This is a genomic window from Stenotrophomonas sp. Ps181 (genome assembly GCF_025697425.1).
In the GTDB taxonomy this organism is placed as follows: Bacteria; Pseudomonadota; Gammaproteobacteria; order Xanthomonadales; family Xanthomonadaceae; genus Stenotrophomonas; species Stenotrophomonas sepilia.
The window spans coordinates 105,720-132,205 of sequence record NZ_JAHWBI010000001.1; the positions used below are offsets into that span (position 1 = coordinate 105,720).

Consider the following 26,486-nt stretch of genomic DNA (forward strand, 5'->3'; position numbering starts at 1 on the left):
CACGGCGTCCCCCGCGAATCCACCCCGCCCGGCCAAGCACGGCTTTTGATTTGAGCGACCAGCCACGAGGGGCTCAGCCGTTCGCCGCCAACTCCGCATCCAGCGCGCGCAGGCGATCCACGGTCCCTACATCGGTCCAACGCCCACGATGGTGCTGCCCGGTCATCAACCCCTGCGCCATGAAGTGCTTCTGCAGCGGCACCACCGAGAACCTCGGCGGCAGCCGCTCGCTGCCCGGCGCATCGCCGATCACCGCGCGCCAGTCGGCCACGATCGAAGGACGGTACACGCCGATGCCGGCATAGGTCAGGCACGGCCCCGCGCGGTCGTGGTGCAGCAGGCCCTGTGCGTCCAGCCGATAGTCACCGTTCGGATGCTGAACCGGATTGTCGACCAGCACCAGGTGTGCCTGGCCCTGCGGCTCGCGCGGCAGTGTGGCGAAATCGAAATCGGTCCAGATATCGCCGTTCACCACCAGGAACGGGGCATCGCCCAGCACCGGCAGTGCGTTGAGGATGCCGCCGCCGGTTTCCAGCGGGGTCTGCCCTTCGTAAAGGAAATGCAGGCGCAGGCCCCACTGGCTGCCATCACCCAGGGTCGCCGGGAACTGCTCGGCCAGCCACGCGGTGTTGACCACTACCTCGCGCACGCCGAGCGCCGCCAGGCGTTCCAGGTGCCAGACAATCAGTGGCTTGCCGGCCACTTCCAGCAGCGGCTTGGGTGTGTGCAGGGTCAGCGGGCGCATGCGCTCGCCAAGCCCGGCGGCAAAGACCAGCGCCTTCATCGGGCCACGCGCATCGGTGCGCCCAGTTCGGCCAGCGCCGGCTTGATGCGGTTTTCCAGCAGCTGCTGCAGGGGGGCCAGCTCGCGATAGCGAGGCAGCACTTCATCCAGATAGCCGATGAAGCGCGGTGCGTCGTCCAGGTAATGGCCCTTGTTGTCGCGGTAGCGCAGGCGGCAGAACAGGCCGAGGATCTTGACGTGGCGCTGGATGCCCATCCAGTCGGCATCGCGCAGGAAGGTGGCGCGGTCGGGCACCGGCAGGCCGGCGGCGCGCGCGCGTTCGTGGTACTGCGTCAGCCACTCGTCAACGCGCTGCAGCGGCCAACTCAGGAACGCGTCCTTGAACAGGCTCACCGCGTCGTAGGCGATCGGGCCACGCACCAGGTCCTGGAAATCCAGCACCGCGGGGCCGTCGTCGACCGGCATCAGGTTGCGCGGCATGTAATCGCGATGGGTCATCAGCTGGGCCTGGCCCAGCGCGTTGTCCATCAACCGGCGATGCACCCGCTGCAGCCCCTCGAGCTCACCGCAGTCAAGTTCCAGGTTCAGGTGCCGCTGCAGGAACCAATCGTCGAACAGCCCGGCATCGCGTTGCAGCAGCGCCTCGCCGAACTGGCCGAAGTCGGCTGGCACCGCAATCGCCTGCAGGCGCAGCAGCTGTTCGATCGAGCGGCCAAACCATTCATCGGCATTGCGCTCATCGAGGATCCTGGCCAGGGTCGGGCCGCCGAGATCTTCCAGCAGCAGGAAGCCGGCCTCCAGGTCCTGCGCCAACAGTGCGGGCACGCGCAGGCCGTTGTCGTGCAGCAGGCCGCGCATGCGCAGCCACGGCCGCGGATCTTCCAGCCCCGGCGGGGCGTCCATCACGATGTGGCTGCCGCGCGTGCTGGTGGTGCGCCAGTAGCTGCGCATGCCGGCGTCAACCGAAGCGCGTTCGACCACCGCGTTGGCATCATCGAGCTGGGTACGGGCCCACTGCAGGCGCTGCGCGCTGCGCTGGGGATCGGAGGCGGGTTCGGTCATGCGGGCATATCCGGGCGCGCCGGGCGCGCCAACGTCGGCAACAGGAAGGGAAGGGGGAACGGCGTCAGCGGCGACCGCTGAACAGGCGCAGGACGGCCAGCACGGCCACCGCGCCCACCACCGCGCCGAGAAAACCGGCCGGTTCGCCGGGGGCGTACCAGCCCATGTACTGGCCGAACCAACCGGCCAGCAGGGCACCAAGGATGCCCAGCACGATGGTCAGCAGGCAGCCCATGCGGTTGTTGCCGGGCATGAAGAAACGCCCGAGCAGGCCGACGAAGAAGCCGACCAGCAGGATGTACAGCCAGCTGCTGCTGCCGAACAGACCATTCATGCGCGCGGATTCCGCTTGAGTGTGGACGCAGCCTAGCAAGGCCAGGCTGCGTCCGTCACGAGTGCCGGATCAGCAGCAGCCGTGGTCGCCGTGGCGGGTGCCGCTGTCGGCAGCCACCGGCGAGCCGCTGGTCTCGCCGCGCAGGCTGGCGGCGTAGTGCTCGCTGATCACCTTGGACACACAGGCGGTGACCTTCTTGCCCATCGGGATGTGCAGGAATTCGTTCGGGCCATGCGCATTGGAGTGCGGGCCGAGCACGCCGGTGATCATGAACTGCGCGCCCGGGAACTTCTCGCCCAGCATGCCCATGAACGGGATCGAGCCGCCTTCGCCCATGTACATCGCCGGCTTGCCGAAGAAGGCCTGGCTGGCGTCGTCGATGGCCTGGGTCAGCCACGGCGCCATCGCCGGGGCGTTCCAGCCGGTGGAGGCTTTTTCCAGGTCCAGGGTGACCTGCGCGCCGTTCGGCGGATCGCGCAGCAGCGCTTCCTTCAGCAGTTCGCCGCAGGTCTTGCCATCGGCAGTCGGCGGCAGGCGCAGCGACAGCTTCACCGAGGTCTGCGGGCGCAGCACGTTGCCGGCCGATTCCAGCGGCGGCATGCCGCCCACGCCGGTGACCGACAGGGCCGGGCGCCAGGTGCGGTTGAGCACCAGTTCGGTCAGGTCCTCGTTCATCGGACGCAGGCCGTCGACCATCGGGAACTTCTCGAAGATCTCGGTATCGACCACTTCGGCCGCGCGCTTGGCCTGTTCCAGGCGTTCGGCCGGGATTTCGACGTTCATGCCGTCGATCAGGATACGGCCGGTGTCCTGGTCCTCGATGCGCGACAGCAGCTGGCGCAGCAGGCGGAAGCTGGACGGCACAACGCCGGAGGCATCGCCGGAATGCACGCCTTCGTTGAGCACCTTCACGGTGAAGTTGCCGCCGGTCAGGCCGCGCAGCGAGGTGGTGCACCACAGCTGGTCGTAGTTGGCGCAGCCCGAATCCAGGCAGACCACCAGCGACGGCTTGCCGATGCGCTCGGCTAGGTGGTCGACGTACGCCGGCAGGTCGTAGCTGCCGGACTCTTCGCAGGCCTCGATCAGCACCACGCAGCGGGCGTGCGGCAGGCCCTGGGCCTGCAGCGCCAGCACCGCGGCCAGCGAGCCGAAGATGGCGTAGCCGTCGTCCGCACCGCCGCGGCCATACAGCTTGTCGCCGCGCAGGACCGGGGTCCACGGGCCGAGGTCGTCGTCCCAGCCGGTCATTTCCGGCTGCTTGTCCAGGTGGCCGTAGAGCAGGATGGTGTCGTCGCCGGTTTCGGCGCCGGTAGCCGGAATTTCCAGGAAGATCAGCGGGGTACGGCCTTCCAGGCGCACCACTTCAACCTTCAGGCCGGGCAGCTGCTGGGCCCTGGCCCAGTTCTCCATCAGCGTGACCGCCTGTTCCATGTAGCCGTTCTGCACCCAATTGGCGTCGAACATCGGCGACTTGTTGGGAATGCGGATGTAGTCGACCAACTGCGGGACGATTTCGCTGTCCCACTTGTCATTGACGAATTGGCCGAGCTTGGCGCTGTCCATCTGATACTCCGGTTGCATGGGCTGTGATCGCGCCATTCTACGCCTGTGCCGCGGGTAGGGTTTTTCCTACATCACGTCGGGTATTTGGCTGGCTTACGGAAATCCGGGAAACCGATAGGCTGTGCACATGTGGTGACGGACACTGTTCCTGCCGACGGGATTGCCGGTCGGGGCGGCCAGAATCACAGGGAGATAGACGTCGTGCCTTGGAGTGTCGTGTTGAGGGCACTGGTGCTGGTAGTGGGGATCGCTGGGGCGCATGCCGCCGAACCGATCGACATCAACCGCGCCGATGCCCAGGCGCTGCAGCAGGGATTGACGATGGTCGGAGCCGCCAAGGCCGAGGCGATCGTCGAGCACCGGCGCAGACACGGCCCGTTTCATCGCGTCGAGGACCTGGCGCAGGTGAAGGGGATAGGGAAAGCAATCGTCGAACGGAATCGACAGCGGATCACCGTAGGCAACAGGTTGTTGCCGGCGGATCCGGTACCCGGATCGGTACCGGTGCGGACCGTACCCAGGCGCTGACAGCAGGAATCGTCGGAACCGGCAGGAGGCTGGTTCACCGGTCGCGGACAGGAAGGCCGTGACCACCGACCGCCGCAGGATGCGGCACCAATCACCAGGATGGTGGCATCACAGACCTGTGGAAGGGGCTGAGATACAAACAGGACAGACGCGGCCGCGTGCAGGACGCAACGCTTCCCCCACAGCGCAGGATGCGAGGGGGCGGCAGCAGGCCGACAAGGACGTAACGATTGCCCGGTACGACACATGGCTGTGTCGCCGGGCAGTTTCATTTCCGGCGCCAGGTTTTGCCGCGGCCACCACGGGCCGATGGTGTACGGTGGCGGCTCCGCATGGAAAGGACCCCCGCTGGATGCTTCCGCACCGCCCCACGACCCTGATGCTCGCCCTTGCACTGGCCCTGCCGCTGCTGGCCCATGCCGCTGCGCCGACACCGGCTGCCAAGCCCGCAGCTGCCACTGCCGGCACCGCCGAGGTGCGCGGGCCGACCGACCTGAAACCGGGCGAATACCTGTGGCATCCGGAAATCTCGCCGACCGGCCCGATCGTGCTGGTGGTCAGCCTCGATGAGCAGCGGGCCTACGTGTACCGCAACGGCATTGCCATCGGCCTGACCACGATCAGCTCGGGCAAGGCCGGGCACGAGACACCGACCGGCGTGTTCACCATCCTGCAGAAGGACAAGGACCACAAGTCCAACCTCTACAACAGCGCGCCGATGCCGTACATGCAGCGCCTGACCTGGGACGGCATCGCCCTGCATGGCGGCAGTCTGCCCGGGCACCCGGCCTCGCACGGCTGCGTACGCCTGCCGCAGGCCTTCGCGCAGAAGCTGTTCAGCGAAACCCAGCGCGGCGATACCGTCGTGGTGGCCGATGCCAAGAGCTCGCCGATGACCCTGGCCTATCCGTCGGTGCTGGCACCGGTCAACGCACGCGGCCAGGCCCTGCCGGAGACGGAGGGGGGGGCGCCGGCACAGGCCTGGTGGAACGACAGCGCGGCGCCGGCCGGGCAGGTCGGCATCCTGGTCAGCCTGCACGACCAGCGCCTGTACGTGCTGCGCGATGGCGTGATGATCGGCGAGTCGCCGCTGAAGGCGGACGCGCTGCCGGCCTTCCAGGGCACTACCCTGTTCGTGATGGGGCAGGGTTTCAGCGATACGCCCAGCCCGCTGGACGCGAACCAGCGCCTGCACCGGTGGACGGCCTACCCGTTGCTGGGCCAGGACCGCGCCCAGGCCACGCCGGACCTGCTGGCCACGCCCTCGCTGCCGATGGCGCTGCCGGCCGATTTCGCCCGCCAGCTGTACCAGGTGCTGGTGCCGGGCACGACCCTGCTGGTGACCTCGCTGCCGGCGGTCCGCCCAAGCCCGGCTGAATCCGGAATGCAGCCGGTCTTGGAATCCGAGCCGCCAGGGTCCACCCTCAAGGGCAACTGAGTCCCCTCGTTGTGCCCATGACTGAATCCCGCCTGTGCCGGCTGGCCGCGTTCGGCCTGCTGGCGACCTCGGCCAGCGCCCCGGCGCTGGCACAGACGCCCGCCCTTGCCACCAGCGCCGATGATCTGGCTGCCCTGCTGTCGCGCAGTGCGCCCAAGGCCGACCGCCACGTGTTGCAGCTGGCGGCGCGCGCCATGCGTTGCGCGCTGCAGCGGCCGGAGCTGGGCGTCAACGGTGAACGGCTCAGCGTGATCGACTACTCGCGGCCATCCACCGAGCCGCGCCTGTGGGTGTTCGACCTGGCCCACCAGCGCCTGCTGTTCGAGGAATGGGTGGCGCATGGCCGCAACAGCGGCGAGAACCGCACCGAGCACTTCTCCAACCGCGATGGCAGTTTCATGTCCAGCCTCGGCGCGTTCACCGCACAGGAGACCTACATGGGCGGCAACGGGTATTCGCTGCGCCTGGCCGGGCTGGAACCGGGCTTCAATGACCGCGCGCGCGAACGCGCGATCGTCATCCACGGCGCGCCGTATGTGAACCCGGCCACCGCGCAGCTGCAGGGGCGGCTGGGCCGCAGCCTGGGCTGTCCGGCGGTGCGCCTGTCGGTGGCCAAGCCACTGATCGATGCGTTGCGTGGCGGCACGATGGTGTTCGCCTATTACCCCGACCAGGACTGGTTGAAACACTCGCAGCTGCTGGCCGGCGGGTGCGGCGGCCAGGGTACGCTGGCCACGCGGTGATGCACGATGGCGCGCGGCGTGATGCAATGCGCCGATGAACGTCGACTCCCTGCTGCACACTCCGAGCCAGGTCATCTCCTGCCTGGACTACCGCCGCGAACGCTGGCGCAACGGCCTGGGCTGGACGCGCGAGATCCTGCGCCTGCCGGCACAAGGCGATGACTGGGCATTGCGCCTGTCGGTGGCCGAGATCGAACAGGACGCCGCGTTTTCCGCGTTCCCCGGCGTGGAACGCGAGCTGGTGCTGCTGCAGGGCAATGGCGTGCGCCTGCGATTCGAGGGTGGCCGCGCGGCGGAAGTGTTGCCACCGCATGGGCGGGTGCGCTTTGCGGGTGAGGAAAGGCTGCACGGCGAACTGGTGGATGGCACCACCCACGATTTCAACCTGATGTGGAAGCGCGATCTGCTGCAGGCCGAACTGCTGCATCGGCCGCTGGTGGGCTCGATGTTCTTCTTCTGCGAGCCGGGCGTGGCCTGGGCGTTGCATCTGTTGGCCGGTCAGGCGGCGTTCGGTGCCGACAGTGGCCTGCCGCCGCTGCAGGCCGGCGATACCGCGTGGTTGTCAGCGGGTGAACGGCAGCGGCACGCTTTGCAGGGCGGGGGCGAGTTGTTGGTGATACGGGTCAGTGCGGCGACCTCAATACACATCGCGCCGGTAACGACCGGCCAGCAGTAGCGCTTCCTTGTCCGCAGTCCCCAGCACCTGCTCGATCACCGCATCCACCGCCGGGGCCATGCCCTGCAGGCTGCCGCAAACCAGGATCGTCGCGCCTTCATCGACCCACTGCCGCAGTGTTGCTGCTTCGGCCATCAGGCGGTCCTGCACATAGCGATGCACACCGCCATCGCGGCTGAACACTGCATCCAGCCGCGCCAGCGTGCCGTCGGCCAGCATTGCCTGCAGCTCTTCGCCGAAATGGAAGTCATGCGCGGCGGTGCGCTCACCGAACAGCAGCCAGGTACGGCGCGCGCCACTGCGTACGCGTTCGTGCAGGTGTGCGCGCAGGCCGGCGATGCCGGTACCGTTGCCGATCAGCAGCAGCGGTACCTCGGCGGCGACGCCGTGGAAATTGTCGTTGCGGCGCAGGCGCAGCTGCACCGGTTCGCCAAGTGCGGCGTGGTCGCACAGCCAGCCGCTGCCGATGCCGGGTGTTCCATCGGCGCGAAGCTGGCGACGCAGCAGCAGCTCCACCGCGCCGTCGGCCATCACTGAGGCGATGGAGTACTCGCGATGCGGCAGCGGCTGCAGGGTTGCCAGCAGCGCGGGCAGATCACCCGGGGGAACCAATGAAGGCAGGTGCGAGCGCGCGACGCGTGCCAGCAACGTCTGCCCGTCGTCCAGCACCCTGTCCGCATCGAAGCGCTGTGCGTCCAGCCAGGCACGCACGGTGTGCGACGCATGCTGCGGGCCGATCTCGGCGATGTCGCCGGCCTGCCACTGCACATCTGCGCCGGCCGGTGGCCGCAGGCGCAACCAATACACTGGACCGCCAGGGCTGCCCGGGTTCAGATGTTCGCGCTGCAGCAGCGTCCACGGCTGGTGTTCGGCCGGGCTCCAGTCGGGCAGTTCACTGGCGCCGCCGCCGAGTTGTCCCAGCAGCTGTTGCCAATGACGAAGCGCTGCCGGATCGGCGTTGTCGACCTCGATCGCATCGAACAGCGGATGCGCGCCGTGCTGGCGCAGCCATTGGTCAAGCTGGTGGCCGAATCCGCAGAAGTGGCCGTAGCTGCGGTCGCCCAGTGCGAGCACGCCGTAGTGCAGGTGCTGCAACGGAGGCGGCGTGGCCATCACCCCGCGCAGGAACGGTAGGGCGTGGTCGGGCGGATCGCCTTCGCCGGTGGTGCTGGCAATGAACAGCGCGCGCTGGCTGTCGGCCAGCAACGCTGCATCTACCTCGTGCAGTCCGCGCACACGCACCGGCACGCCGGCACCACGCAGGGCCTCGGCACTGCGTTCGGCCAGTTCGCGGGCAAAGCCGGTCTGGCTGGACCAGACCAGCAGGAGCGGTGCGGTATCGGCGGACGCCGCATCATCGCGCGGACGAGTGCGCCACCACAGGGCTGCGCAGGTCAGCGCGTACAGCGCGGTGGCGATGATGGCGATCTGCGACTGCCGCGCTGGCGGCGCGCCGTGCCACCACGCTTCGCCGAGATGCAGGCGCAGCAACGCCCAACCGATCAACGCCAGCAGAAGCAGGACCAAGCCGTTGCCGAGCCATGCGCGTGACCGGCGTCCGCTCATGCGCCCTGCTCGTCGAGAAGACGCTGGAAGGCGCTGCTGAGGAACTCGTGCGGGCCGCCTGCAGCGCGCTGCAGGTAGCGCGCCGCCAGGCCTTCGCGCTCGGCCAGTGCCATGCCCTGTTCGCGACCGAGGACGGTCAGCGCGGTGGCCCAGGCATCGGCGTGCATCGCATCGCCGGCCACCACGGTGACCGCTGCGGCGACCTGGCGCACCGGCGTGCCGGTACGTGGATCGAGACTGTGGCTGTAGGCCTCGCCATCGACCCGGTACTGGTGCCAGCGATCGCCGGAGGTGGCCACCGCCTTGCCCTCCAGTACCAGCACCCGTGGCGGAGTATCGGTCTGCGCATCCTCTTCCGGCGCCGATTCCACCAGCACGCGCCACGGCTGGCCATCCGGTTTCCGGCCATAGCCGGCCAGTTCGCCACCGACCTCGATCAGCGCGGCAGCGATGCCTTGTCCGCGCAGCCACGCGGCGACGTGATCGACGCCGAAGCCCTTGGCGATCGCAGAGAGATCCAGTTCCAGCCCACCCGGTTGCAGCAGCGCATCGCCCTGCCACTGCAAGCGCTGCCAACCGCAGCGCTCGCGCGTGGCCTGTACGGTGGTGGCATCGGGTTGGCGGCGCTCGCCGGCGTGTGCACCGAAGCCCCACAGCGCAACCAGCGGACCGAGGGTGGGATCAAAGGCGCCGTCACTGGCGGCAGCGATGGCCTGTGCGCAGGCCAGAACGTGGCGCGTTTCGGCGGGCAGTACACACCATTGGCCAGTGTCGGCGCGGTTGTAGCGGCTCAGATCCGAACCGCGCTCCCAGGTACTCATCTGCGCGACCACCTCGTCCAGGCGCGCCTGGATGCCGGCATGCAGCGGATGCAGGTCGCGCTGGCGCGGCGCAACCAGCGACACGCTCCAGGTGGTGCCCATGGTGGTGCCACCGAGGCGGGCGATGTCGTACAGGGAATCGGTCATGGCGGGTGTTGCGGGCGCGATGCCGGGACGTGCCCGGCATCGCGGTCCACGTCTATTACTGCGGCAGCACTTCCAGCGTGGCGACGTAGCTCAGGCGGCGCTTGGCGGCCTGCTTCACCGAGGTCCTGTTGTCTTCGGTGCCGGTTTCCAGCCAGTACATGCCGGCTTCCGGCCAGGTCACCTTGATCTCGCCCTTGGCATCGCTGGTGACCTTCAGCTCGTCCTGTGCGTTGCGGTAGCGGGTGGCGCCACGCACGATCTCGAACTCCAGGCCGGCGGTCGGCTTGCCATCGACCAGCACGCGGAAGGTCGATTCCTCGCCGGCGAACAGGTCGTTCGGGTGGCCGACGGCGATCAGCTCGATGCCGCGGTTGGTCGGCTTCAGCGCGGTGTCGTTCGGCGCACCGTTGGTGACGAAGGTCTCCACGCGGCCCACCGACTGGCTCAGTTCGAGCTTCTTCGCGTCCTTGGGCAGTTCGCCGAGGGTTGCCACGCTGCCACGCCAGCGCTTGCGCTCGCCGTTCTGCTCGTAGGTGGCGAACAGGCCGTCATTGACCGAGGCGATGCGGTAGGTGCCGGGCTGCTTCAGTTCGATGTCGAACACGCTGCGGTACTTGCCGGTCGCTGCGTTCTGCGGCTGCACGGTGCTGCCGTCCGGCGCGGTGATCACCAGCGATTCCAGGCGCAGCGGCACGTGGTTGAAGTAGAACAGGTCGTTGGAGACCGCACCGTCGACGGTGATCCACGGTGCATTGCCGGCGATCACGGTCTGCGAGGGCAGCAGCCAGGCCTTGTGGGCCAGGGCGGAGAAGGGAAGGGCAGCGGCCAGGGCGGCGGCGAGGACGAGCGTGCGCTTCATGCGGAGGACTCCAGTGGATGCGGGGTGATGCGGCAAGGAGAAGGGGATTACGACTTAATCCCCTCCGTCCCCTTTTCAGGGTTTGACGGACAGGGTGACCTGGCCCAGTTCGGTGGCGCCCTGCGCCTTGCCGTTCTGCGCGGCGGTGGCCGGCCAGGTAAAGGGGATCTTCAGCAGTTCACGGCCGCCGACTTCGCGCACTGCTTCGACCACCAGGGTGTAGTTGCCGGGGGCCAGCTGCTTCAGTGCCGGCTGCCTGTCGTTGAACGACAGCGCCTGCTTGCCGGCCGGGCGGGTCGGGCCGGTCACGCCGTCCACCGGCACCTGCAGGGTGCGGCCGCTCTTGCGCCACCACTGGCGCAGGTCGGGCAGCCACTTGGTGCCGTGGCCTTCGCTGTTGCTGGTCTGCTGGTACCAGACCGACAGGTTGGCCGCGACCTTCTGGTCGGCGCCTTCCAGCCACACCGCCACATACGGGCGGTGGTATTCGGCCACGTTGAGCTTGGGCACTTCGACGTTGATGTCGAGGGTGGCGGCATAGGCCGGCGAGGTGGCCAGCAGGCCGCTGAGGGCGATGGTCAGGGTGACGCGCATGGGGCGGCTCCGGAGGAACGGATGGAATTCACGGTGGAAGTCAGTGGATCAGCAGCAGGGCGATCAACAGCGGGATCATCAGGCCGAGGCCGACCAGCGGCCAGGTCATGCGCCGCTGCCGCGCATGCAGGTGCAGCAGGAACAGGCCGGTGATGCAGAACACCAGGCAGGCCACGGCGAACAGGTCCAGGAACCAGCCCCATGCCGGGCCTGCGTTGCGGCCCTTGTGCAGGTCGTTGAGGTAGGAGACCACGCCGCGCGAAGTCGATTCGTACTCCACCGCGCCGGTCTCGCGGTCGATGCTCAGCCAGGCGTCGCCACCGGGGCGTGGCAGCGACAGGTAGATCTCCTCGGCCGACCACTCGGCCGGACGTCCACCGATGGCGATGCCCAACTGCGTGTCCAGCCATTGCCGGGCCGGGCGCGGAATCGGCGCGTTGCCGTCTTCGCGCGTGCCGAGCTGTCCAAGCAGATCGGCCGGCAGTTCCAGATGCTGGTTCTGCACCTGGGGTTTGGCCTCGATCTTCGCGGCATGGTTGAGAGTCAGGCCGGTCACCGCGAACAGCAGCATGCCGATCAGGCACACCGCCGAGCTGATCCAGTGCCACTGGTGCAGCGTCCGCAGCCAGAAGCCACGGTTCTGTTGCTGCGCCACGGTGGAAGAGGCAGGACGGCTCACGGCACGGTTCGAGGCGGACGGGGACTGCCCATTACATCATTGATGAGAATAGCTCGCAATTGCGTGTCGTTCTGTATCCCGGAGTTGTTTCGGGTTGCCGGCCAGCGGCCGGCACTACCGATCGGTGGATCCACGCCATGCGTGAAGCAGGAGCAGGACGCGGCGGTCAGAACTTCGCGTTCAGCGAAATCCAGTAGCTGCGGCGCTGGTCCTTGGTCGCATAGTCGTCCACGCAGTTGAACTCGCTCTGGCTGATCAACAGGCACGACTGCGAGACGAAATCCTTGTCGAACAGGTTGTTGACCCGTGCGTTCACCGTCAGCCAGGGCGTGGCCTTCCAGCTGCCACCGAGATGGAAGATCGTGTAGTCCTCGTAGTAGCGGGTGTGGCTGGCGCCGTTGGCGTCCAGCAGCGTGTCGCGGTAGCGGTCGTAGCGGCCCTCGCCGATCAGCGACAGGCTGACCGCTTCGTTGACCTGCCAGTTGAGGCTGGCGTTGGCCATGTGTTTTGCCGGCATGGTGCCGCTGATCGGCAGCCCCTTCTGTGCGCCACTGGTCTGCTCGCTCCTGGTCCAGGTGTAGTTGCCGCGCAGCTGCAGGGTATCGAGCAGGTCGACGTGGGCGGCCAGTTCGGCACCCCGCGTTTCAGCCTTGTCGATGTTCACGCTCTGGGTGAAGGTGCTGTAGCCCAGTGCGGCCCAGCCCGGGCCGATGTCCACGCAGTAGCCGCTGCCGGCGCGGGCCACTTCGCAGTTCGGGAAGGTGCCACCGCTGGCGATCTTGTCTTCGAACTTATTGAAGAAGCCGGTGACGTTGAAGCCCCAGCGTTGGCCTTCGTAGTAGGCGGCCAGCTCGTAGTTGGTGCTGGTTTCAGGCTTGAGATTCGGCGAACCGACCAGTGGCAGCACGCCCTGACCACCGAAGCCGGTGATGCCCGGGAACAGCTGGTCCGGTCGCGGGGTCTTGTAGCCGGTGCTGACGCCGCCCTTGAAGGTCCAGGCATCGCTGGCGTTCCACACCAGGTAGCCACGCGGGCTGACGTGGCTGCCGAACACGTTGTGGTCGTCGTAGCGCAGGCCGAAGGTGGCGGTGAGGGTGTCAGTCAGCGCCCAGTTGTCTTCGGCGAACAGGGCCCACATGCGGTGTTTCTGCCTGGTGTTGCTGCGATAACCGGCGCCATCCATGCCGAACACGCCGTCGATCATGTCGGTGTCGTTGTACTGGCCACCCACGGTCAGCGTGTGCGCGCCGAAGTCCAGGTCGAGCATCGTGTCCAGCACGTAGCCTTCCAGTTCCATGGTGCGCAGCGGGCGCGGCAGGAACGCCTGCAGGCGTGCGATCTCGCTCGGGTTGAGGGCGGCCAGGGCGTTGCCTCGGCCGGCCGCACAATGGTTGGCAGCACCGGTGCGGCGGCAGACGTCATTCCACAGCGTCTGCAGGTTGGCGCGCTCTTCCAGGGTCAGCGGCAGCGAACGGCCCAGGTTGCTGCTCTTGCTGTGGGTCAGCGAGGTCTGCCAGGTGCCGAAGCTGTAGCGGCCCTGGTGGGTCAGCGACAGCTGGTCGCGCTCATAGCGCTGGTAGGCGGTGTAGCCCACGCGCGGCTGCACCACGCGGCGGGTGACGATGCCGCTGCCGTTCGGGTTGGGGATGACCGCATTGCCGACGCGCCAGAGGCTGGCCAGGCTGTCCAGCGTGCCGGTCTGGCCTTCGCGGTTGTCGTACTTCTGCCGCGACACGTCGTAGTCCAGCCACAGTTCGTGATCGTCGTTGACGCGGAAGTCCAGGCGTACGCCGGTGTTCCAGTTGGTATTGGCCACCGACTTGCCACCACCGCCGAAGCCGATGCTGCGCTCCCACAGGCTGCCGTCGGGCAGGGTCAGTGCGTCCCACTCCGGGTTCGATGCCTTGGCATCGTAGTAGCTGCCGCGCACCGCCAGGCTGAGGCGGTCCTTCAGCAGCGGGCCGCTGAGGTACAGGTCGGTGGTGCGTGCATCGCCGAACTGATCGTCCTGCTGCACGCTGAAGCCCTGGGTGAGCGCACCCTGCCAGCGGTCCTGGTTGCGGCGGGTGATGATGTTGATGACGCCGCCCATTGCATCCGAGCCGTACAGGGTGGACATCGGGCCGCGCACGACTTCGATGCGTTCGATTGCATCCAGCGGCGGCAGGTAGGCGAACTGGCCGCCACCGAAGTTGTTCGGGTACAGCTGGCCGACATTGCTCTGGCGACGGCCATCGATCAGTACCAGGGTGTATTCGGACGGCAGGCCGCGCATGGAGATGGTGGCGCGACCGTTCTTGTCGGTGGCCTCCAGGCCGACGTCGATGCCTTCGACGTCGCGCAGCGCGTCGACCAGGTTGGTGTAGGGGCGCTTGCTGAGTTCCTCGCGGCTGACCACGCTGATGCTGGCCGGTGCATCGACCACCTTCTGCTCGAAGCCGGAGGCGGTGACCACCACCTTGTCCAGCGTCTGTGGCGCGCCGGAAGCGTCACCGTGGGCGAAGGCAGGGGCGGTCATGGCGGCCAGCACGGCGCTGGTCAGCAGGGTACGGGACAGGGACGAACGGACACGATGGCGCTGGGCCATGGCAGTTACCTCGAAGGATGCAGGGTGGCGCGATGCCGTGCGCGAAGGGCGCGGCAGGCGCGGAAGGCCCGGTCAGGGGCGGCAGGGATGAAGCAGGCAGCGGCGTACAGGCGTGACCACGCAGGCGGTCACGTCGGGCCGTGGATCAGGCGAGCGGCGGCGCCTGGCCGCGTTGCTGGCGACGCCCGGGCGCATCGGCCCAGGGCGTGTCTGGAGTGGCCAGCGGCCAGTCCGGGCGCACGCCGGTCATGGCCGGCGTGGCGGGTACGAGGTCGAGTTCAGTGCGCAGCCATTGGCTGGCCAGCAGCAGCGGCGGGTGTGCGTTCTCAGTCGCTTTCACCGGAGTGGAGGCACCGCGGCGCAGCTTGGCCGGCGCCTCTTCCTGCAGGGGGGCTTCGCCACCGCGCTCTTCCAGCGGCATCTGCACGGCCATTCCTGCCTGCCCGTGTGGCAGCAGTGGCAGGGTGCCCAGCAGCAAGGCCAGCATCGCCACCCACGCCAGCAGGCTGGCCAGCGCAGGACGCTGGCCGCGCATGGCGGCGCCCATCTTGCGATGGATGAGTGGGCGAGGGCGAAACGGGCGCAGCAAGCAGAGGTCCCCAGGGGTCTGCCGGCAGCGGCCGGCATCAACGGGGCGTGATTGTAATGAGAGCTGTTAGCTGTTGCAAATGAGAATGATTGCCAAACCGACTCAGGCTTGCCGAATGGGGCTCAGACTTCGCTCCAGCGCCGCAGCAGGTTGTGGTACACGCCGGTCAGCTGCAGGATCGCCTCGGCGTCGCCGCCGGTCTGCCGCAGGCGCTCGATCGAGCCATCCATTTCCCACAGCAGGCGGCGCTGCACATCGTCGCGGACCATGCTCTGCACCCAGAAGAACGACGCCACGCGCGCGCCGCGGGTGACGGGGCGCACTTGATGCAGGCTGCTGGACGGGTAGACGATCAGGTCGCCGGCCGGCAGCTTCACTTCGTGCTCGCCGTAGGTGTCGCTGATGATCAGTTCGCCGCCCTCGTACTCATCCGGTGCCGACAGGAACAGGGTGCAGGAGATGTCCGAACGCAGCTGTTCGCCGTTGGCCAGGTTCATCACGGCGCCATCGACATGGAAGCCGTAGGTGCCGCCGCCGCTGTAGCGGTTGAAGCGCGGTGGCAGGTACTTCAGTGGCAGCGCGGCGCTGAAGAACAGCGGATGCCGGGCCAGCGCGACGAGGATGATCTCGCCCAGCTCGCGGCGCAGCGGCGACGCCTCGGGCAGCTGCTGGTTGTGCTTGGCCTGCGCGCCCAGATGGCCGACGGTTTCGCGGCCATCGGTCCAGTCGGCAGCATCGAGGCGGCGGCGGAAGTCGGCCACCTGGTCGGCGCTGAGAACATCGGGGATGTGCAGCAGCATGCGGAACTCCTCAGAGCGACGGTGGCGCGACCAGGGCGCGCACCTGTGGATGCGGCGATGCGGCCAGCTCCGGCACGATGTGCGCCATGAACGCCGGGCTGCCGTGCGCCAGTGCAAGCTGCAGCCAGTGCACGGCCTGCTCGACCTGGCCGGCCTGCAGCAGGATCGAGGCATAGTTGGCCTGGCCGCGGAAATCACCGGCCTCGGCCGCGCGCTGGTACCAGGCCAGCGCCGCCTGCGGATCGGGTGCGGTATCCAGCCCGTCCTCGAGGTGGCGGGCCAGCAGGTTCATCGATTTGGCATGGCCCAGGTGCGCGGCACGGGTGTACAGGGCCAGTGCCTGCGCGCGGTCCTGGGTCACGCCGCGGCCGGTGGCCAGCAGGTTGGCCAGGTTGTACAGGCCCCAGTCCAGCCCGGTGTCGGCCGCACGCCGGTACCACACCGCCGCCAGTGCCGGGTTGGCCGTGGTGCCCTGGCCCAGCTCATGGCAGCGGCCGAGCATGTTCATCGCCATCGGCGCGCCGTTGTTGGCGGCGGTTTCGTACCAGAGCAGCGCGGCCGAGGCGTCCTGTGCGGTGCCTTTGCCTTCCATGAGCATCTGCGCGAGCAGCAGTTGTGCCTCGACCTGTCCGGCCTGCGCGGCGTCGCGCACGCGTGCGAACGCGGCCTGCGGATCGTGCTGCAGCAGCTCGGCCAGGGCGTCGCTGTCGATGGGAGTGCGGGTAACCATGGGGTGAGTATCGCCGGAAACAAAAACGGCGGCAGGAGCGCCTGCCGCCGTGGTGGAGCGAAGCTACATCAGAACTTCACGTTCAGTGCCAGGGTGGCCGAGCGACCCGGGGCGATGCTCGCGTAGTGCGAGGCATAGGCCTTGGTGAAGTAGGTCTTGTCGGTCAGGTTCTGCACGTTGAGCTGCAGGCTGATGTTGTCCTGGATCGCGTAGCTGGCCATCGCGTCGAAGCGGGTGTAGCTCGGGATCCACTTGGTGTTGGCGACATCACCGTACTGCTTGTCCGAGTAGAACGCGCCGGCGCCGAGGGTCAGGCCGATCGGGAAGCGGTAGGTGGTCCACAGGTTGGCGCTGTGCTTGGCAGTGTTCGGGAACACGTTGCCGTTGTAAGGCGACGGCACGTACACGTTGGACGGGCAGGTGCGGCCCACCGGTGCGCCACAGACGAAGCCGTTGTCCTTCAGTTCCGAGTCCAGGTAGGTGTAGCCGCCGTACAGGCTCCAGGCGTCGGTCAGCTGGCCGGTGAAGCCCAGTTCGAAGCCGTTGATTTCCTTCTTGCCGGCGTTCTGGCTGGTGCCGTTGTCGACCGTCACGCGTGCGTTGTTCATCACGGTGTGGAAGATCGCTGCGGTCAGGTTCAGGCGCTGGTCGAACAGGTCCCACTTGGTGCCCAGTTCGAGGTTCTTCGTGTCCTGCGGCTTGAGGTCGGCCACGGCGGCGCTCAGGCCGTCCGAACCGTCACCACCGTCCATGCCGGGCGGGGTCGAGGAGGTGCCCCACGACAGGTAGATGCTGCCGTTGGCGGCCGGCTTGAACACCACACCGGCCTGGTAGTTCAGGAAGTCGTTGCTGTTGCGCACGCGGGTCGGTGCCTTGCCCGCCACCGGAGTGGTCAGGGTGGTGCGGAAGTCGTCGTAGCGCAGGCCGAGGTTGATCATCCACTGCTCATTGAGCTCGATGGTGTCGAACACGTAGGCCGAGGTGGTCCTGGTGCGCTGCTCGACGTCCAGTGCCTTGTCGCTGCGGTACACCGAATGCGTGGCCGCCCACGGATCGCGCGGATCCGGATGGGCGAAATCGGTGCAGTTGTAACCGGTGGCCGCGCCGGTGGTCGGGCACTTGCTGTTGCCGGTGAGCGGGTTGCTGGTGCCCGGCGTCATCAGGTAGCTGCCGCGGGTCATCTTCTCGTCGCTGTATTCCACGCCAGCGCTGTAGCTGTGCTTGAGCGCGCCGGTCTGGAAGGCACCGGTCAGGCCCAGCTGGTCGGCGAAGCTCTTGACGTCGACGGCACGACTGTTGGTACGGCGCCACAGGGTGCCGTAGTTGTTCGGGTTGCCCTGGCTGTCGTCCGGCTGGGTCCACAGGTAATCGTTGCTGGTGTTGCCCAGGCGCGCGATGTTGCGCAGCTTGTGACCGCCGAAATCGTAGCTGGCATCGAGGGTGCTGATGTCGGCGCGGGTGCGCTGGAAGTCACGGTCGACCAGGCCGTAGTAGTTGTTGCGGTCCGGCACCATCGGGCGGCCATCGACCCACTTCGAGGCCGGCGCACCGTTCGGGTTGCCATAGGGGAAGCCGCCGGCGTCCGGCAGGTCATCGCTCTGCATGTGGTAGTGGCTGGCGATCAGCTGCGCCGGGCCGTTCAGGCCGAATGCGATCGACGGTGCGATGCCCCAGCGGCTGACATTGGCGGCGTCGCGGCCAGCGATGTCCGATTCGTGCTTCATCAGGTTCAGGCGCGCGGCGATGCCATCGCCCAGCACGTAGTTGGCGTCCACGGTGCCGCGTGCGTAGCTGTCGGTACCGATGCCCATGCTGGCGCTGGTCTCGTTCTTCAGCTTCGGCGTCTTGCTCACCAGGTTCAGGCTGCCACCACCGGAATCACGGCCACCGTAGGCCGAGCTCGGGCCCTTGACCACTTCCACCTGCTCCAGGTCGAAGATTTCGCGGGTCTGCGAGCCGACGTCGCGCAGGCCGTCGACGAAGACGTTGCTCTGCGAATCGAAGCCACGGATGAAGGGGCGGTCGCCGGTCGGGTTGCCGCCTTCGCCGGCACCGAAGGTGATGCCCGGCACCATGCGCAGCGCATCCTGCAGGTTGGTCGCACCGGTTTCGGCGATCAGCTTCTCCGAGACGATCGACACCGACTTGGGGGTGTCCAGCAGTTCGGCGGTGAACTTCGGCGAGGACGGATTGAACCAGCTGCCGCGCACCTGCACCTTGTCCAGGTCGGTGGCCTTGCTGGATGCGGCATCGGCGCTGTCGGCAGCCTGCGCGGCCAGCGGCGCGAAGCCAGCGGCCAGGGTGGCGGTGGCGAGCAGGGATACGCGCGGGGCGTGTTTGCGGGACGTGATGTGGGTCATGGCTATGGGTAGTGGCGTGGATCGGGAAACGGCGAAGGCCGAAGCGCAGACAGCGCGACGACACGTAGAGAGCTTTTCTGTAGAACCGGGCCGATGCCCGGCGATGCGGTGAACGACTTCAGGCGCACGGCAACGGCCGCAGGGCGCCTCAGCCGGCGTGCGGTGCGGGCGGCGCGTGGCCGGGGTTCAATCGCAGTGCGGGATCGTGCAGTTGCCGGCGCAGGGCGTCGGAGCGCCATAGCGGAACATGTGCGACCAGGGGCGCGCGCAGGGGTGCCAGTCCGGTGCAGGGCGTGTTGCCCTCACCCTCAAGCGGCGGCTCCGGTGCAGGTGCAGCATGTTGCGGGCATTCGTCTGCCGACGGCGCCGGCAATGGCATGACCTGACGCAACCCTTCGGCATGTGCCTGCCACCCTTGGGCAGTCGGGTCGTTGCTGCGTCCTTCGTGCAGCGCCGACCAGCCCAGCAGCAGCGTCAGCAGCACGGCCACGGCCAGCGGCCACCCCTGGCGGGCGAGCTGGCACAACGTGGCAGTGGGCGCGGGCGAAGCCATGGCGCGAGGGCGGAGTCGTTACGAAGATGTTACGTAGAATAACATCAACGATAATGATTCGCATGTACGAGATGTTGCGGGACGTCGGGGCTGCCGGGGAACGCCCTCGGAAGGCCCTTGCCGGCCTCCCGCAGATCCAGCCCATGGGTGGATACCCCAGGTCGGGGCGCAGCCTCAATCGCGGTCGTCGCGCGTCCAGACGGCGTCGTGTTCGCGCTTCACCGGGAACCTGGGTACCGGCGTGTAGGCCGGGGCGCACAGGGCGCGGCCATCGCGCACGTCGAAGCGCGCACCGTGCAGTACGCACTCCACGCTGCCTTCGGCGGTGTTGAATTCGCCAGAGGACAGCTCGAATTCCTCGTGCGTGCACTGGTCTTCCAGCGCGTACAGCTCGCCGTCGAGGTTGAACACCACGATCGGGGTGCCGGTCACCTCGTCGAACACGCTCTTCATTTCACCGGGCAGCAGCTCGTTGCTGGCGCACACGAAGGTCCAGGTATCGCTCACGCGGCCGCTCCGGCCAGCGGTTTTTCCAGGATCTCGAAGCGCAGGTCGTCGCGCTTGGGGATGCCGAAGCGTTTGTCGCCATACGGGAAGGGTTTCTTGATGCCGGTCCGCTGGTAGCCACGACGCTCGTAGAAGGCGATCAGTTCGTCGCGTACGTCGATCACCGTCATCTGCATCACCGGCACGTTCCATTCGCGTGCGGCGTGGGCTTCGGCGGCGTCCATCAGCTGCTTGCCGACGCCGCCGCCCTGCTGCGCCGGATCGACCGAGAACATGCCGAAGTAGCCCTTGCCGTCGACATCGGCAACGTGGGCGCAGGCGACAAGAAGGCCATCGCGCTCGGCCAGCAGGATGGTGGAGCGCGGGCGGTCCAGGTCGGACTGGATGCCTTCGGCGTCGATGCGGGCGCCATCCAGCAGGTCGGCTTCGGTGGTCCAGCCCACGCGGCTGGCGTCGCCCCGGTAGGCCGAGGTGACGAGGGCGATCAGGGCGGGGATGTCGGCCGGCGTGGCGGCGCGGAAGGTCAGGGTGCTCATGGGCCCATTCTAGGTGGGGTGTGGGCGGGCGCAAATGGGGGGAGGAGGCAGATCCCTTTCGCAACGCGGAGGAGTTCTGCCCCGGAGCACCGGCTATGCTCGGCGTTCATCGCTTTCCCGCAGGAGGCAGGAATGGATTGGCAAGGCGGAGACGGGGGCGCCATGAAGGTCGCTACGCTCGGCATGATCGTGGTGATGTCGATCCTGCTCGCGTGCACGGATGCCTCCGTCGTGGGCAGGAACGTTTCCTTCAACAGTTTTGCCTGCCCCGGGTTCAACCCGGCACGTGCGCTTCCTGTCGCCCTGGAGGAACTGCGTGCGCACCCTGTCCGCTACCAGGGCCGCCTGGTCAGGGTGCGGGGTGCCTACGTCGAAGGCTGGGAAATGTCGGCGCTGCATCCGGGACCCCCGGTACGTGGCCCGTGGGCGGCAGACGGCATCTGGGTGGAGGGAATCGCGCCGGTGACGTTGCCGACGGAGCAGGCTTTTGAAATGACCGGGATCGTGTCGGCGGCGCGACCGGATGCGGTGAGCGGCAAGGGGCATCTTGGCCAGTGGCCTGCCGAACTATGTGTGTCGTCGGTGCGGCGGCTGCAGGAGTGATCGGGTAGTTGGGGTCAGAGCCCTTTCGCATCGCGAAAGGGATCTGACCCCGGTCTTCCGGGGTTACCCCAACAGTTTGCGCACCTTGGTAAGCGCGGCCATGAAGCGCTCGATCTCGGCATGCGTGTTGTAGAACGCCAGCGAGGCACGGCAGGTGGCGGCGACGCCGAAGTACTGCAGCAGCGGGTGTGCGCAGTGCTGGCCCGATCGCACGGCCACGCCTTCCAGGTCGAGCAGGGTGGCCAGGTCGTGGGCATGCGCGCCATCGATCAGGAACGAGACCACGGCGGCCTTCTCCGGTGCCTGGCCGATGATGCGCAGGCCATCGACGCGGCGCAGCTCTTCGGTGAAGTGCGCCAGCAGTTCGGCTTCGCGCGCTTCCACGTTGTCCTGGCCAAGCTGCTGCAGGTAGTCGGCGGCCACGCCCAGGCCGATGAAACCGGCGATGTTCGGGGTGCCGGCTTCGAACTTGTGCGGGGCGTCGTTGAACACGGTGCCGTCGAAGCTGACTTCCTTGATCATCTCGCCGCCGCCGAGGAACGGTGGCATCGCGTCCAGGTGCTCGCGACGGGCCCACAGCGCGCCGGTACCGGTCGGGCCACACATCTTGTGGCCGGTGATGGCGTAGAAGTCGCAGCCGATCGCGGCCACGTCGACCTTGCGGTGCGGCACCGCCTGCGAGCCATCGACCACGGTGATGATGCCGCGCTTGCGCGCTTCACGGCAGATCTCGCGCACCGGGTTGACCGTGCCGAGCACATTGGAAACGTGGGTGACCGCCAGCAGCTTGACCTCGGGGGTCATCGCCGCGCGCAGCGCATCCAGGTCCAGCGCGCCGTCAGGCGTGATCTCGGCCACGCGGATGGTGGCACCGGTACGCTGCGCGACCAGCTGCCACGGCACGATGTTGGCGTGGTGCTCCATGCGTGACACCAGGATCACGTCGCCGGCCTTCAGCCGCGGCAGCGCCCACGAATACGCCACCAGGTTGATGGCGAAGGTGGTGCCGCTGCACAGCACCAGGTCGCTGGGGCGCACGTTGAGGAAGCGCGCCAGTGTGTTGCGCGCACCTTCGTAGGCATCGGTGGCTTCGCTGCCCAGTGCATGCACCGCGCGGCTGACGTTGGCGTTGTAACGGCGGTAGAACTCGTCCACCGCGCCGATCACCTGCACCGGCTTCTGGCCGGTGTTGGCATTGTCGAAATAGACCAGCGGCTTGCCGTGTACTTCGCGCATCAGCAGCGGGAAGTCGAGGCGGACGCGGTCCCAGTCGGGGGCGCCGGTGCGTTCTTCGATCGGGCGCGGCGTGGACAGGTTCATGCCACACCCGCCTCGGCCAAGGCCTTGTCCAGGCGGCGTGCCAGCTGCGCACGCAGCGCGTCCGGCAGGATCTTCAGCGGTTCATGGCAGAACGCAGCGCTCAGCAGCGCCTGCGCCTGGGCCTGCGGCAGGCCGCGCGAGCGCAGGTAGAACAGCGCATTGGCATCGAGCTGGCCAACGGTCGCGCCGTGCGCCGCCTTCACTTCATCGGCGTCGATCACCAGCGTCGGCTGGGTGTCGATCTCGGCGTCGGCCGACAGCAGCAGGTTCTTGTTGGACAGGTTCGCGTCGGTGCCATCGGCACCTTCGCGGATCTGGATGCCACCATGGAACACCACGCGGCTGCGGTTGGCGGCAACGCCGCGCCACAGCAGTTCGCAGGCGGTATCGCGGGCGATGTGGTCGATGCCGAGGCGGGTTTCGACGTGGCGGCGGCCATTGCCGAGCAGCACGCCGTTGGCGGTCAGCTGGGCGTTGTCGCCTTCCAGTCGCACGTTCAGTTCATGGCGGCTGAGCGCGGCGCCCAGTTCCAGGTCGACGCGGTGGTACTGCGCGTCGCGGGCCAGCACGGCGTCGGTGCGCAGGAAGCTGGTCTGGCGCGCGCTGCCGGCCTGCACGCGGGCGTGCTTGAGCACGGCATCGCGGGCGACGTGGGCATGCAGCACGGTGTTGTCCAGGTGGGCGGAGTCACCCACGCTGAAGCGGTGCTCGACCACGCCGAGGCTGGCGCCGGCACGCAGTTCGATCAGGTGGCGGTGATGCCAGGCCAGGTCGGTCTCGCCGGCCACACTGGCGAACACCAGCTGCAGCGGCGCTTCGATCTGCACGCCTTCATCCACGCGCAGCACCACGCCTTCATCGGCCAGCGCGGCGTTGAGGCGGGCGAAGATCTCCTCGCTGCGCTCGTAGCGGCGGCCAAGGAAACGCACGGCGTCTTCGCCGGAGGCCAGTGCGGCCGACAGCGGCTGCAGCTGCACGCCGGCCGGCAGGGCCTGCACGTCGCTCAGCGCGGCATCCAGGCGGCCGTTGACGAACACCAGGCGCGGTGCCGGGATGTCGTCCAGCAGCGCGGCGTCCAGCGCCGGGCCCTGCAGCGGTGCCGCAGCGAACGCACGGCGTTCCAGCTGGCGCAGCGAGGTGTACTTCCAGGCTTCATTGCGGGCGGCCGGCAGGCCGTCGCGCAGGGCCGCATCCAGCACTTCGCGGCGCGCATCGCTGCCGCAGAAGGCCTGGGCCATGGAGTCGAGCAGGGCGCTCATCAGACCGCCGCCTCGGGCACGACCCGGTCCTTCAGGAAATCATAGCCGTGCGCTTCCAGTTCCAGCGCCAGTTCGGGGCCGCCGCTCTTGACGATGCGGCCATCGGCCAGCACGTGCACCACGTCCGGCTTGATGTAGTCCAGCAGGCGCTGGTAATGGGTGATGACCAGGAACGAACGGTCGGCGGCGCGCAGCGCATTGACACCGTCGGCCACGCTCTTCAGCGCGTCGATGTCCAGGCCCGAATCGGTCTCGTCGAGGATCGCCAGCTTCGGTTCCAGCACGGCCAGCTGGAAGATCTCGTTGCGCTTCTTCTCGCCACCGGAGAAGCCTTCGTTGACGCCACGATGCAGCAGTTCGTCCTTCAGGTGCAGCACGGCCAGCTTCTGGCGCACCAGCTTGAGGAACTGCATGGAGTCGAGTTCGTCCTCGCCGCGCGCCTTGTGCTGGGCGTTCAGTGCCGCGCGCAGGAAGTAGGTGTTGTTCACGCCCGGGATCTCCACCGGGTACTGGAACGCCAGGAACAGGCCGGCGGCGGCACGTGCTTCCGGGTCCTGCTCCAGCAGGTCGACGCCGTCGAACTGCACGCTGCCTTCGGTCACTTCGTAGCCGTCGCGGCCGGCCAGGACATTGCCCAGGGTGGACTTGCCGGCGCCGTTCGGGCCCATGATGGCGTGCACCTGGCCGGGCTTCACGTCCAGCGAGAGGCCCTTGAGGATTTCCTTGTCGCCGATGCGGGCGTGGAGATTGTCGATCTTCAGCATGGTGGGGGTTTCCGTGGGGCGGGCCAGGGCCCGCCGGTAAAGAGAATGCGTTTGCGAGGGGCAGGGGCGGGCGGTCAGCCCACCGAACCTTCCAGCGAGACTTCCAGCAGCTTCTTGGCTTCCACTGCGAACTCCATCGGCAGTTCGCGGAACACCTGCTTGCAGAAGCCGTCGACGATCATCGACACCGCGTCTTCCTGGCTGATGCCACGGGCGCGACAGTAGAACAGCTGGTCGTCGGAAATCTTCGAGGTGGTGGCCTCGTGCTCGACGGTGGCGCCCGGGTTCTTCACCTCGATGTAGGGGAAGGTGTGGGCGCCGCACTGCTTGCCGATCAGCAGCGAATCGCACTGGGTGTAGTTGCGCGCGCCGTCGGCGTTGCGGTCCACACGCACCAGGCCGCGATAGGTGTTCTGGCCGCGGCCGGCGCTGATGCCCTTGCTGACGATCTTGCTCTTGGTGCGCTTGCCGACGTGGATCATCTTGGTGCCGGTGTCGGCCTGCTGGCGGTGATGGGTCAGCGCGACCGAGTGGAACTCACCGACCGAATCGTCGCCCAGCAGCACGCACGAGGGGTACTTCCAGGTGATCGCCGAGCCGGTCTCGACCTGGGTCCAGGTGACCTTGCTGCGCGCGCCGCGGCATTCGGCACGCTTGGTGACGAAGTTGTAGATGCCGCCGACGCCGTTCTCGTCGCCCGGGTACCAGTTCTGCACCGTGGAGTACTTGATCTCCGCGTCTTCCAGTGCCACCAGTTCGACCACCGCAGCGTGCAGCTGGTTCTCATCGCGCATCGGCGCGGTGCAGCCTTCCAGGTAGGAGACGTAGGCCTTGTCCTCGCACACGATCAGGGTGCGCTCGAACTGGCCGGTGTGGCCGGCGTTGATGCGGAAGTAGGTGCTCAGTTCCATCGGGCAGCGCACGCCCCTGGGAATGAACACGAAGCTGCCATCGGAGAACACCGCCGAGTTGAGCGCGGCGAAGTAGTTGTCACCCACCGGCACCACGGTGCCCAGGTACTGGCGCACCAGCTCCGGGTGTTCCTTGATGGCCTCGGACATCGAGCAGAAGATGATGCCCTTCTCGGCCAGTTCCTTGCGGAAGGTGGTACCGACGGAGACCGAGTCGAACACCGCGTCCACCGCCACGCCGGCCAGCTTGGCGCGCTCGTGCAACGGCACGCCCAGCTTGTCGTAGGTGTCGAGCAGTTCCTTCGGCACGTCGTCCAGCGAGGCGTACTTCGGGCCCTTCGGCGCGGAGTAGTAGCTGAGCGCCTGCAGGTCGATCGGGGCGATCTCCAGCTTGGCCCAGTCCGGCATCGGCATGGTCAGGAAGTGGCGGTAGGCGTCCAGGCGCCACTGCGTCATCCACTCCGGCTCGTCCTTCTTGGCCGACAGGGCACGGATGGTGTCCTCGTCCAGGCCCGGCGGCAGGGAGTCCGACTCGATCTCGGTGATGAAGCCAGCCGAATACTTGCGGCCGAGCTGCTCGTGGATCTCGCGGTTGGGGGTGTCGCCGTGGGCGACGTTTTCGATGGTTTCGGTGGCCATGGGGGGCTGCCTGTGGATCAGGAGACGACGTCGACAGCGATGGTGCGCCGCTGTTCGTCATCGGCAAGGGGAAGGGGGGGCAGGATCTGCGCAAGACTGACGTCGCGCAGGGCCTCGGAGACCACGTCGTTGATCAACCGCCAGCTGCTGCGCGCGCCGCACTTGGGGGCCATGCCGCACTGGTGGTGGTCGTGGCTGCATTCGGTCAGGGCCAGCGGCCCTTCCATCGCTTCGACCACTTCGAACAGCGAGATCTCGATGGCCGGGCGGGTCAGCCGGTAGCCGCCACGGACGCCGCGCAGGCCTTCGACCAGGCCGGCCTGGGCCAGCGGCTTGAGTACCTTGCTGACGGTGGGCGGCTCCAGGCCGGTGAATTCGGCCAGTTCGGTGGCACTGAGCACCTCGCCCGGACGGGCGGCGAGCACGGTCAGCACGACAGTGGCGTAATCGGTGAGCTTGGTGACGCGCAACATGGGGATGCGAGTGGTTCTTAAAGCGGACTGAAATTGTACGCTTTTATTCGCCACCATCCAACCCGGGCATTCAGCCGGCGCTGGGGCCGGGCTGGCAGGCT

At 67.6% G+C, this 26,486-nt stretch carries 27 protein-coding genes; 5 read left to right on the forward strand and 22 right to left on the reverse strand.

Annotation, left to right across the window (positions count from 1 at the left end; translation table 11 throughout):
* Nucleotides 1-73 precede the first annotated feature (73 nt).
* The 4 genes from murU to KXV01_RS00560 all read right to left on the reverse strand — a co-directional run bounded on the left by murU (nt 74) and on the right by KXV01_RS00560 (nt 3,703).
* Nucleotides 74-784, reverse strand: a complete 711-nt coding sequence (gene murU / locus KXV01_RS00545; RefSeq protein WP_049413204.1) for an N-acetylmuramate alpha-1-phosphate uridylyltransferase MurU — start codon at nt 782-784, stop codon at nt 74-76.
* Nucleotides 781-1,806, reverse strand: coding sequence for a phosphotransferase (locus KXV01_RS00550; RefSeq protein ID WP_111096453.1), 1,026 nt, complete (start codon nt 1,804-1,806; stop codon nt 781-783). Before KXV01_RS00550 ends, murU begins: the two co-directional genes overlap by 4 nt.
* A gap of 64 nt (nt 1,807-1,870) precedes the next feature.
* Nucleotides 1,871-2,140, reverse strand: coding sequence for a GlsB/YeaQ/YmgE family stress response membrane protein (locus tag KXV01_RS00555; protein ID WP_005415577.1), 270 nt, complete (start codon nt 2,138-2,140; stop codon nt 1,871-1,873).
* A 69-nt stretch (nt 2,141-2,209) separates the two neighbouring features.
* Nucleotides 2,210-3,703: a M20 family metallopeptidase gene (locus tag KXV01_RS00560; RefSeq protein ID WP_069139004.1), complete on the reverse strand. Its 1,494-nt coding sequence runs from the start codon at nt 3,701-3,703 to the stop codon at nt 2,210-2,212.
* Between the two features lie 201 nt (nt 3,704-3,904).
* Between KXV01_RS00560 and KXV01_RS00565 the strand changes: the two genes are divergently transcribed.
* From KXV01_RS00565 to KXV01_RS00580, 4 genes are all read left to right on the forward strand, one after another.
* Entirely contained in the window at nt 3,905-4,231 is a 327-nt protein-coding gene (locus KXV01_RS00565) for a helix-hairpin-helix domain-containing protein (protein ID WP_032953992.1), read from the forward strand.
* Nucleotides 4,232-4,583: 352 nt separating this feature from the next.
* Nucleotides 4,584-5,669: a L,D-transpeptidase gene (locus KXV01_RS00570; protein ID WP_049413199.1), complete on the forward strand. Its 1,086-nt coding sequence runs from the start codon at nt 4,584-4,586 to the stop codon at nt 5,667-5,669.
* A gap of 17 nt (nt 5,670-5,686) precedes the next feature.
* Nucleotides 5,687-6,412 carry a murein L,D-transpeptidase catalytic domain family protein gene (locus KXV01_RS00575; protein WP_049440264.1) on the forward strand — a complete coding sequence of 242 codons (726 nt, stop codon included), beginning with the start codon at nt 5,687-5,689 and terminating at the stop codon, nt 6,410-6,412.
* 34 nt (nt 6,413-6,446) lie between these two features.
* Nucleotides 6,447-7,088, forward strand: coding sequence for a HutD family protein (locus KXV01_RS00580; RefSeq protein WP_263467431.1), 642 nt, complete (start codon nt 6,447-6,449; stop codon nt 7,086-7,088).
* Here KXV01_RS00580 and KXV01_RS00585 read toward each other — a convergent pair.
* The 13 genes from KXV01_RS00585 to KXV01_RS00645 form a co-directional block, all read right to left on the reverse strand.
* Nucleotides 7,050-8,654 carry a sulfite reductase subunit alpha gene (locus KXV01_RS00585; RefSeq protein ID WP_263467433.1) on the reverse strand — a complete coding sequence of 535 codons (1,605 nt, stop codon included), beginning with the start codon at nt 8,652-8,654 and terminating at the stop codon, nt 7,050-7,052. The genes KXV01_RS00580 and KXV01_RS00585 overlap by 39 nt on opposite strands.
* Nucleotides 8,651-9,622, reverse strand: coding sequence for an FAD:protein FMN transferase (locus KXV01_RS00590; RefSeq protein ID WP_164282965.1), 972 nt, complete (start codon nt 9,620-9,622; stop codon nt 8,651-8,653). The genes KXV01_RS00585 and KXV01_RS00590 overlap by 4 nt, the downstream gene beginning before the upstream one ends.
* Nucleotides 9,623-9,677: 55 nt before the next feature.
* On the reverse strand, nt 9,678-10,481 hold the full coding sequence (locus KXV01_RS00595) for a DUF4198 domain-containing protein (RefSeq protein WP_099486860.1): 804 nt from the start codon (nt 10,479-10,481) through the stop codon (nt 9,678-9,680).
* Between the two features lie 75 nt (nt 10,482-10,556).
* Nucleotides 10,557-11,075, reverse strand: coding sequence for a DUF2271 domain-containing protein (locus KXV01_RS00600; protein ID WP_263467435.1), 519 nt, complete (start codon nt 11,073-11,075; stop codon nt 10,557-10,559).
* 40 nt (nt 11,076-11,115) lie between these two features.
* A complete protein-coding gene (locus KXV01_RS00605) occupies nt 11,116-11,754 on the reverse strand; it encodes a PepSY-associated TM helix domain-containing protein (protein ID WP_099495208.1) in 639 nt (212 codons plus the stop codon).
* 166 nt (nt 11,755-11,920) lie between these two features.
* On the reverse strand, nt 11,921-14,341 hold the full coding sequence (locus tag KXV01_RS00610) for a TonB-dependent receptor (RefSeq protein WP_263467437.1): 2,421 nt from the start codon (nt 14,339-14,341) through the stop codon (nt 11,921-11,923).
* 145 nt (nt 14,342-14,486) lie between these two features.
* The gene (locus KXV01_RS00615) at nt 14,487-14,888 is read right to left on the reverse strand and encodes a hypothetical protein (RefSeq protein WP_099495210.1); all 402 of its coding nucleotides are present in this window, start codon (nt 14,886-14,888) and stop codon (nt 14,487-14,489) included.
* Between the two features lie 164 nt (nt 14,889-15,052).
* Nucleotides 15,053-15,730 (reverse strand): Fe2+-dependent dioxygenase, encoded by a 678-nt coding sequence (locus KXV01_RS00620; protein ID WP_111096447.1) that lies wholly within the window; start codon nt 15,728-15,730, stop codon nt 15,053-15,055.
* Nucleotides 15,731-15,740: 10 nt separating this feature from the next.
* The gene (locus KXV01_RS00625) at nt 15,741-16,460 is read right to left on the reverse strand and encodes a tetratricopeptide repeat protein (protein ID WP_111096446.1); all 720 of its coding nucleotides are present in this window, start codon (nt 16,458-16,460) and stop codon (nt 15,741-15,743) included.
* Nucleotides 16,461-16,528: 68 nt separating this feature from the next.
* The gene (locus KXV01_RS00630; RefSeq protein ID WP_049413178.1) at nt 16,529-18,820 is read right to left on the reverse strand and encodes a TonB-dependent receptor; all 2,292 of its coding nucleotides are present in this window, start codon (nt 18,818-18,820) and stop codon (nt 16,529-16,531) included.
* Between the two features lie 148 nt (nt 18,821-18,968).
* The gene (locus KXV01_RS00635) at nt 18,969-19,373 is read right to left on the reverse strand and encodes a hypothetical protein (protein WP_049413176.1); all 405 of its coding nucleotides are present in this window, start codon (nt 19,371-19,373) and stop codon (nt 18,969-18,971) included.
* Nucleotides 19,374-19,547: 174 nt separating this feature from the next.
* Nucleotides 19,548-19,880, reverse strand: coding sequence for a non-heme iron oxygenase ferredoxin subunit (locus tag KXV01_RS00640; protein WP_049413175.1), 333 nt, complete (start codon nt 19,878-19,880; stop codon nt 19,548-19,550).
* A complete protein-coding gene (locus KXV01_RS00645; protein ID WP_164282961.1) occupies nt 19,877-20,416 on the reverse strand; it encodes a GNAT family N-acetyltransferase in 540 nt (179 codons plus the stop codon). The genes KXV01_RS00640 and KXV01_RS00645 overlap by 4 nt, the downstream gene beginning before the upstream one ends.
* 162 nt (nt 20,417-20,578) lie before the next feature.
* On the opposite strand from KXV01_RS00645, the gene KXV01_RS00650 reads away from it, so the two are divergent.
* Nucleotides 20,579-21,019 carry a hypothetical protein gene (locus KXV01_RS00650; RefSeq protein WP_143566445.1) on the forward strand — a complete coding sequence of 147 codons (441 nt, stop codon included), beginning with the start codon at nt 20,579-20,581 and terminating at the stop codon, nt 21,017-21,019.
* Nucleotides 21,020-21,082: 63 nt separating this feature from the next.
* On the opposite strand, the gene KXV01_RS00655 is transcribed toward KXV01_RS00650, so the two are convergent.
* The 5 genes from KXV01_RS00655 to KXV01_RS00675 all read right to left on the reverse strand — a co-directional run bounded on the left by KXV01_RS00655 (nt 21,083) and on the right by KXV01_RS00675 (nt 26,385).
* The gene (locus tag KXV01_RS00655) at nt 21,083-22,339 is read right to left on the reverse strand and encodes a cysteine desulfurase (protein ID WP_049414166.1); all 1,257 of its coding nucleotides are present in this window, start codon (nt 22,337-22,339) and stop codon (nt 21,083-21,085) included.
* Nucleotides 22,336-23,598 (reverse strand): Fe-S cluster assembly protein SufD, encoded by a 1,263-nt coding sequence (sufD, locus tag KXV01_RS00660; RefSeq protein WP_134708972.1) that lies wholly within the window; start codon nt 23,596-23,598, stop codon nt 22,336-22,338. The genes KXV01_RS00655 and sufD overlap by 4 nt, the downstream gene beginning before the upstream one ends.
* A complete protein-coding gene (gene sufC / locus KXV01_RS00665; protein WP_263467447.1) occupies nt 23,598-24,362 on the reverse strand; it encodes a Fe-S cluster assembly ATPase SufC in 765 nt (254 codons plus the stop codon). The genes sufD and sufC overlap by 1 nt, the downstream gene beginning before the upstream one ends.
* 74 nt (nt 24,363-24,436) lie before the next feature.
* Entirely contained in the window at nt 24,437-25,912 is a 1,476-nt protein-coding gene (gene sufB, locus KXV01_RS00670; RefSeq protein WP_263467449.1) for a Fe-S cluster assembly protein SufB, read from the reverse strand.
* A 17-nt stretch (nt 25,913-25,929) separates the two neighbouring features.
* Entirely contained in the window at nt 25,930-26,385 is a 456-nt protein-coding gene (locus KXV01_RS00675; RefSeq protein WP_049414161.1) for an SUF system Fe-S cluster assembly regulator, read from the reverse strand.
* Between the last annotated feature and the right edge of the window lie 101 nt (nt 26,386-26,486).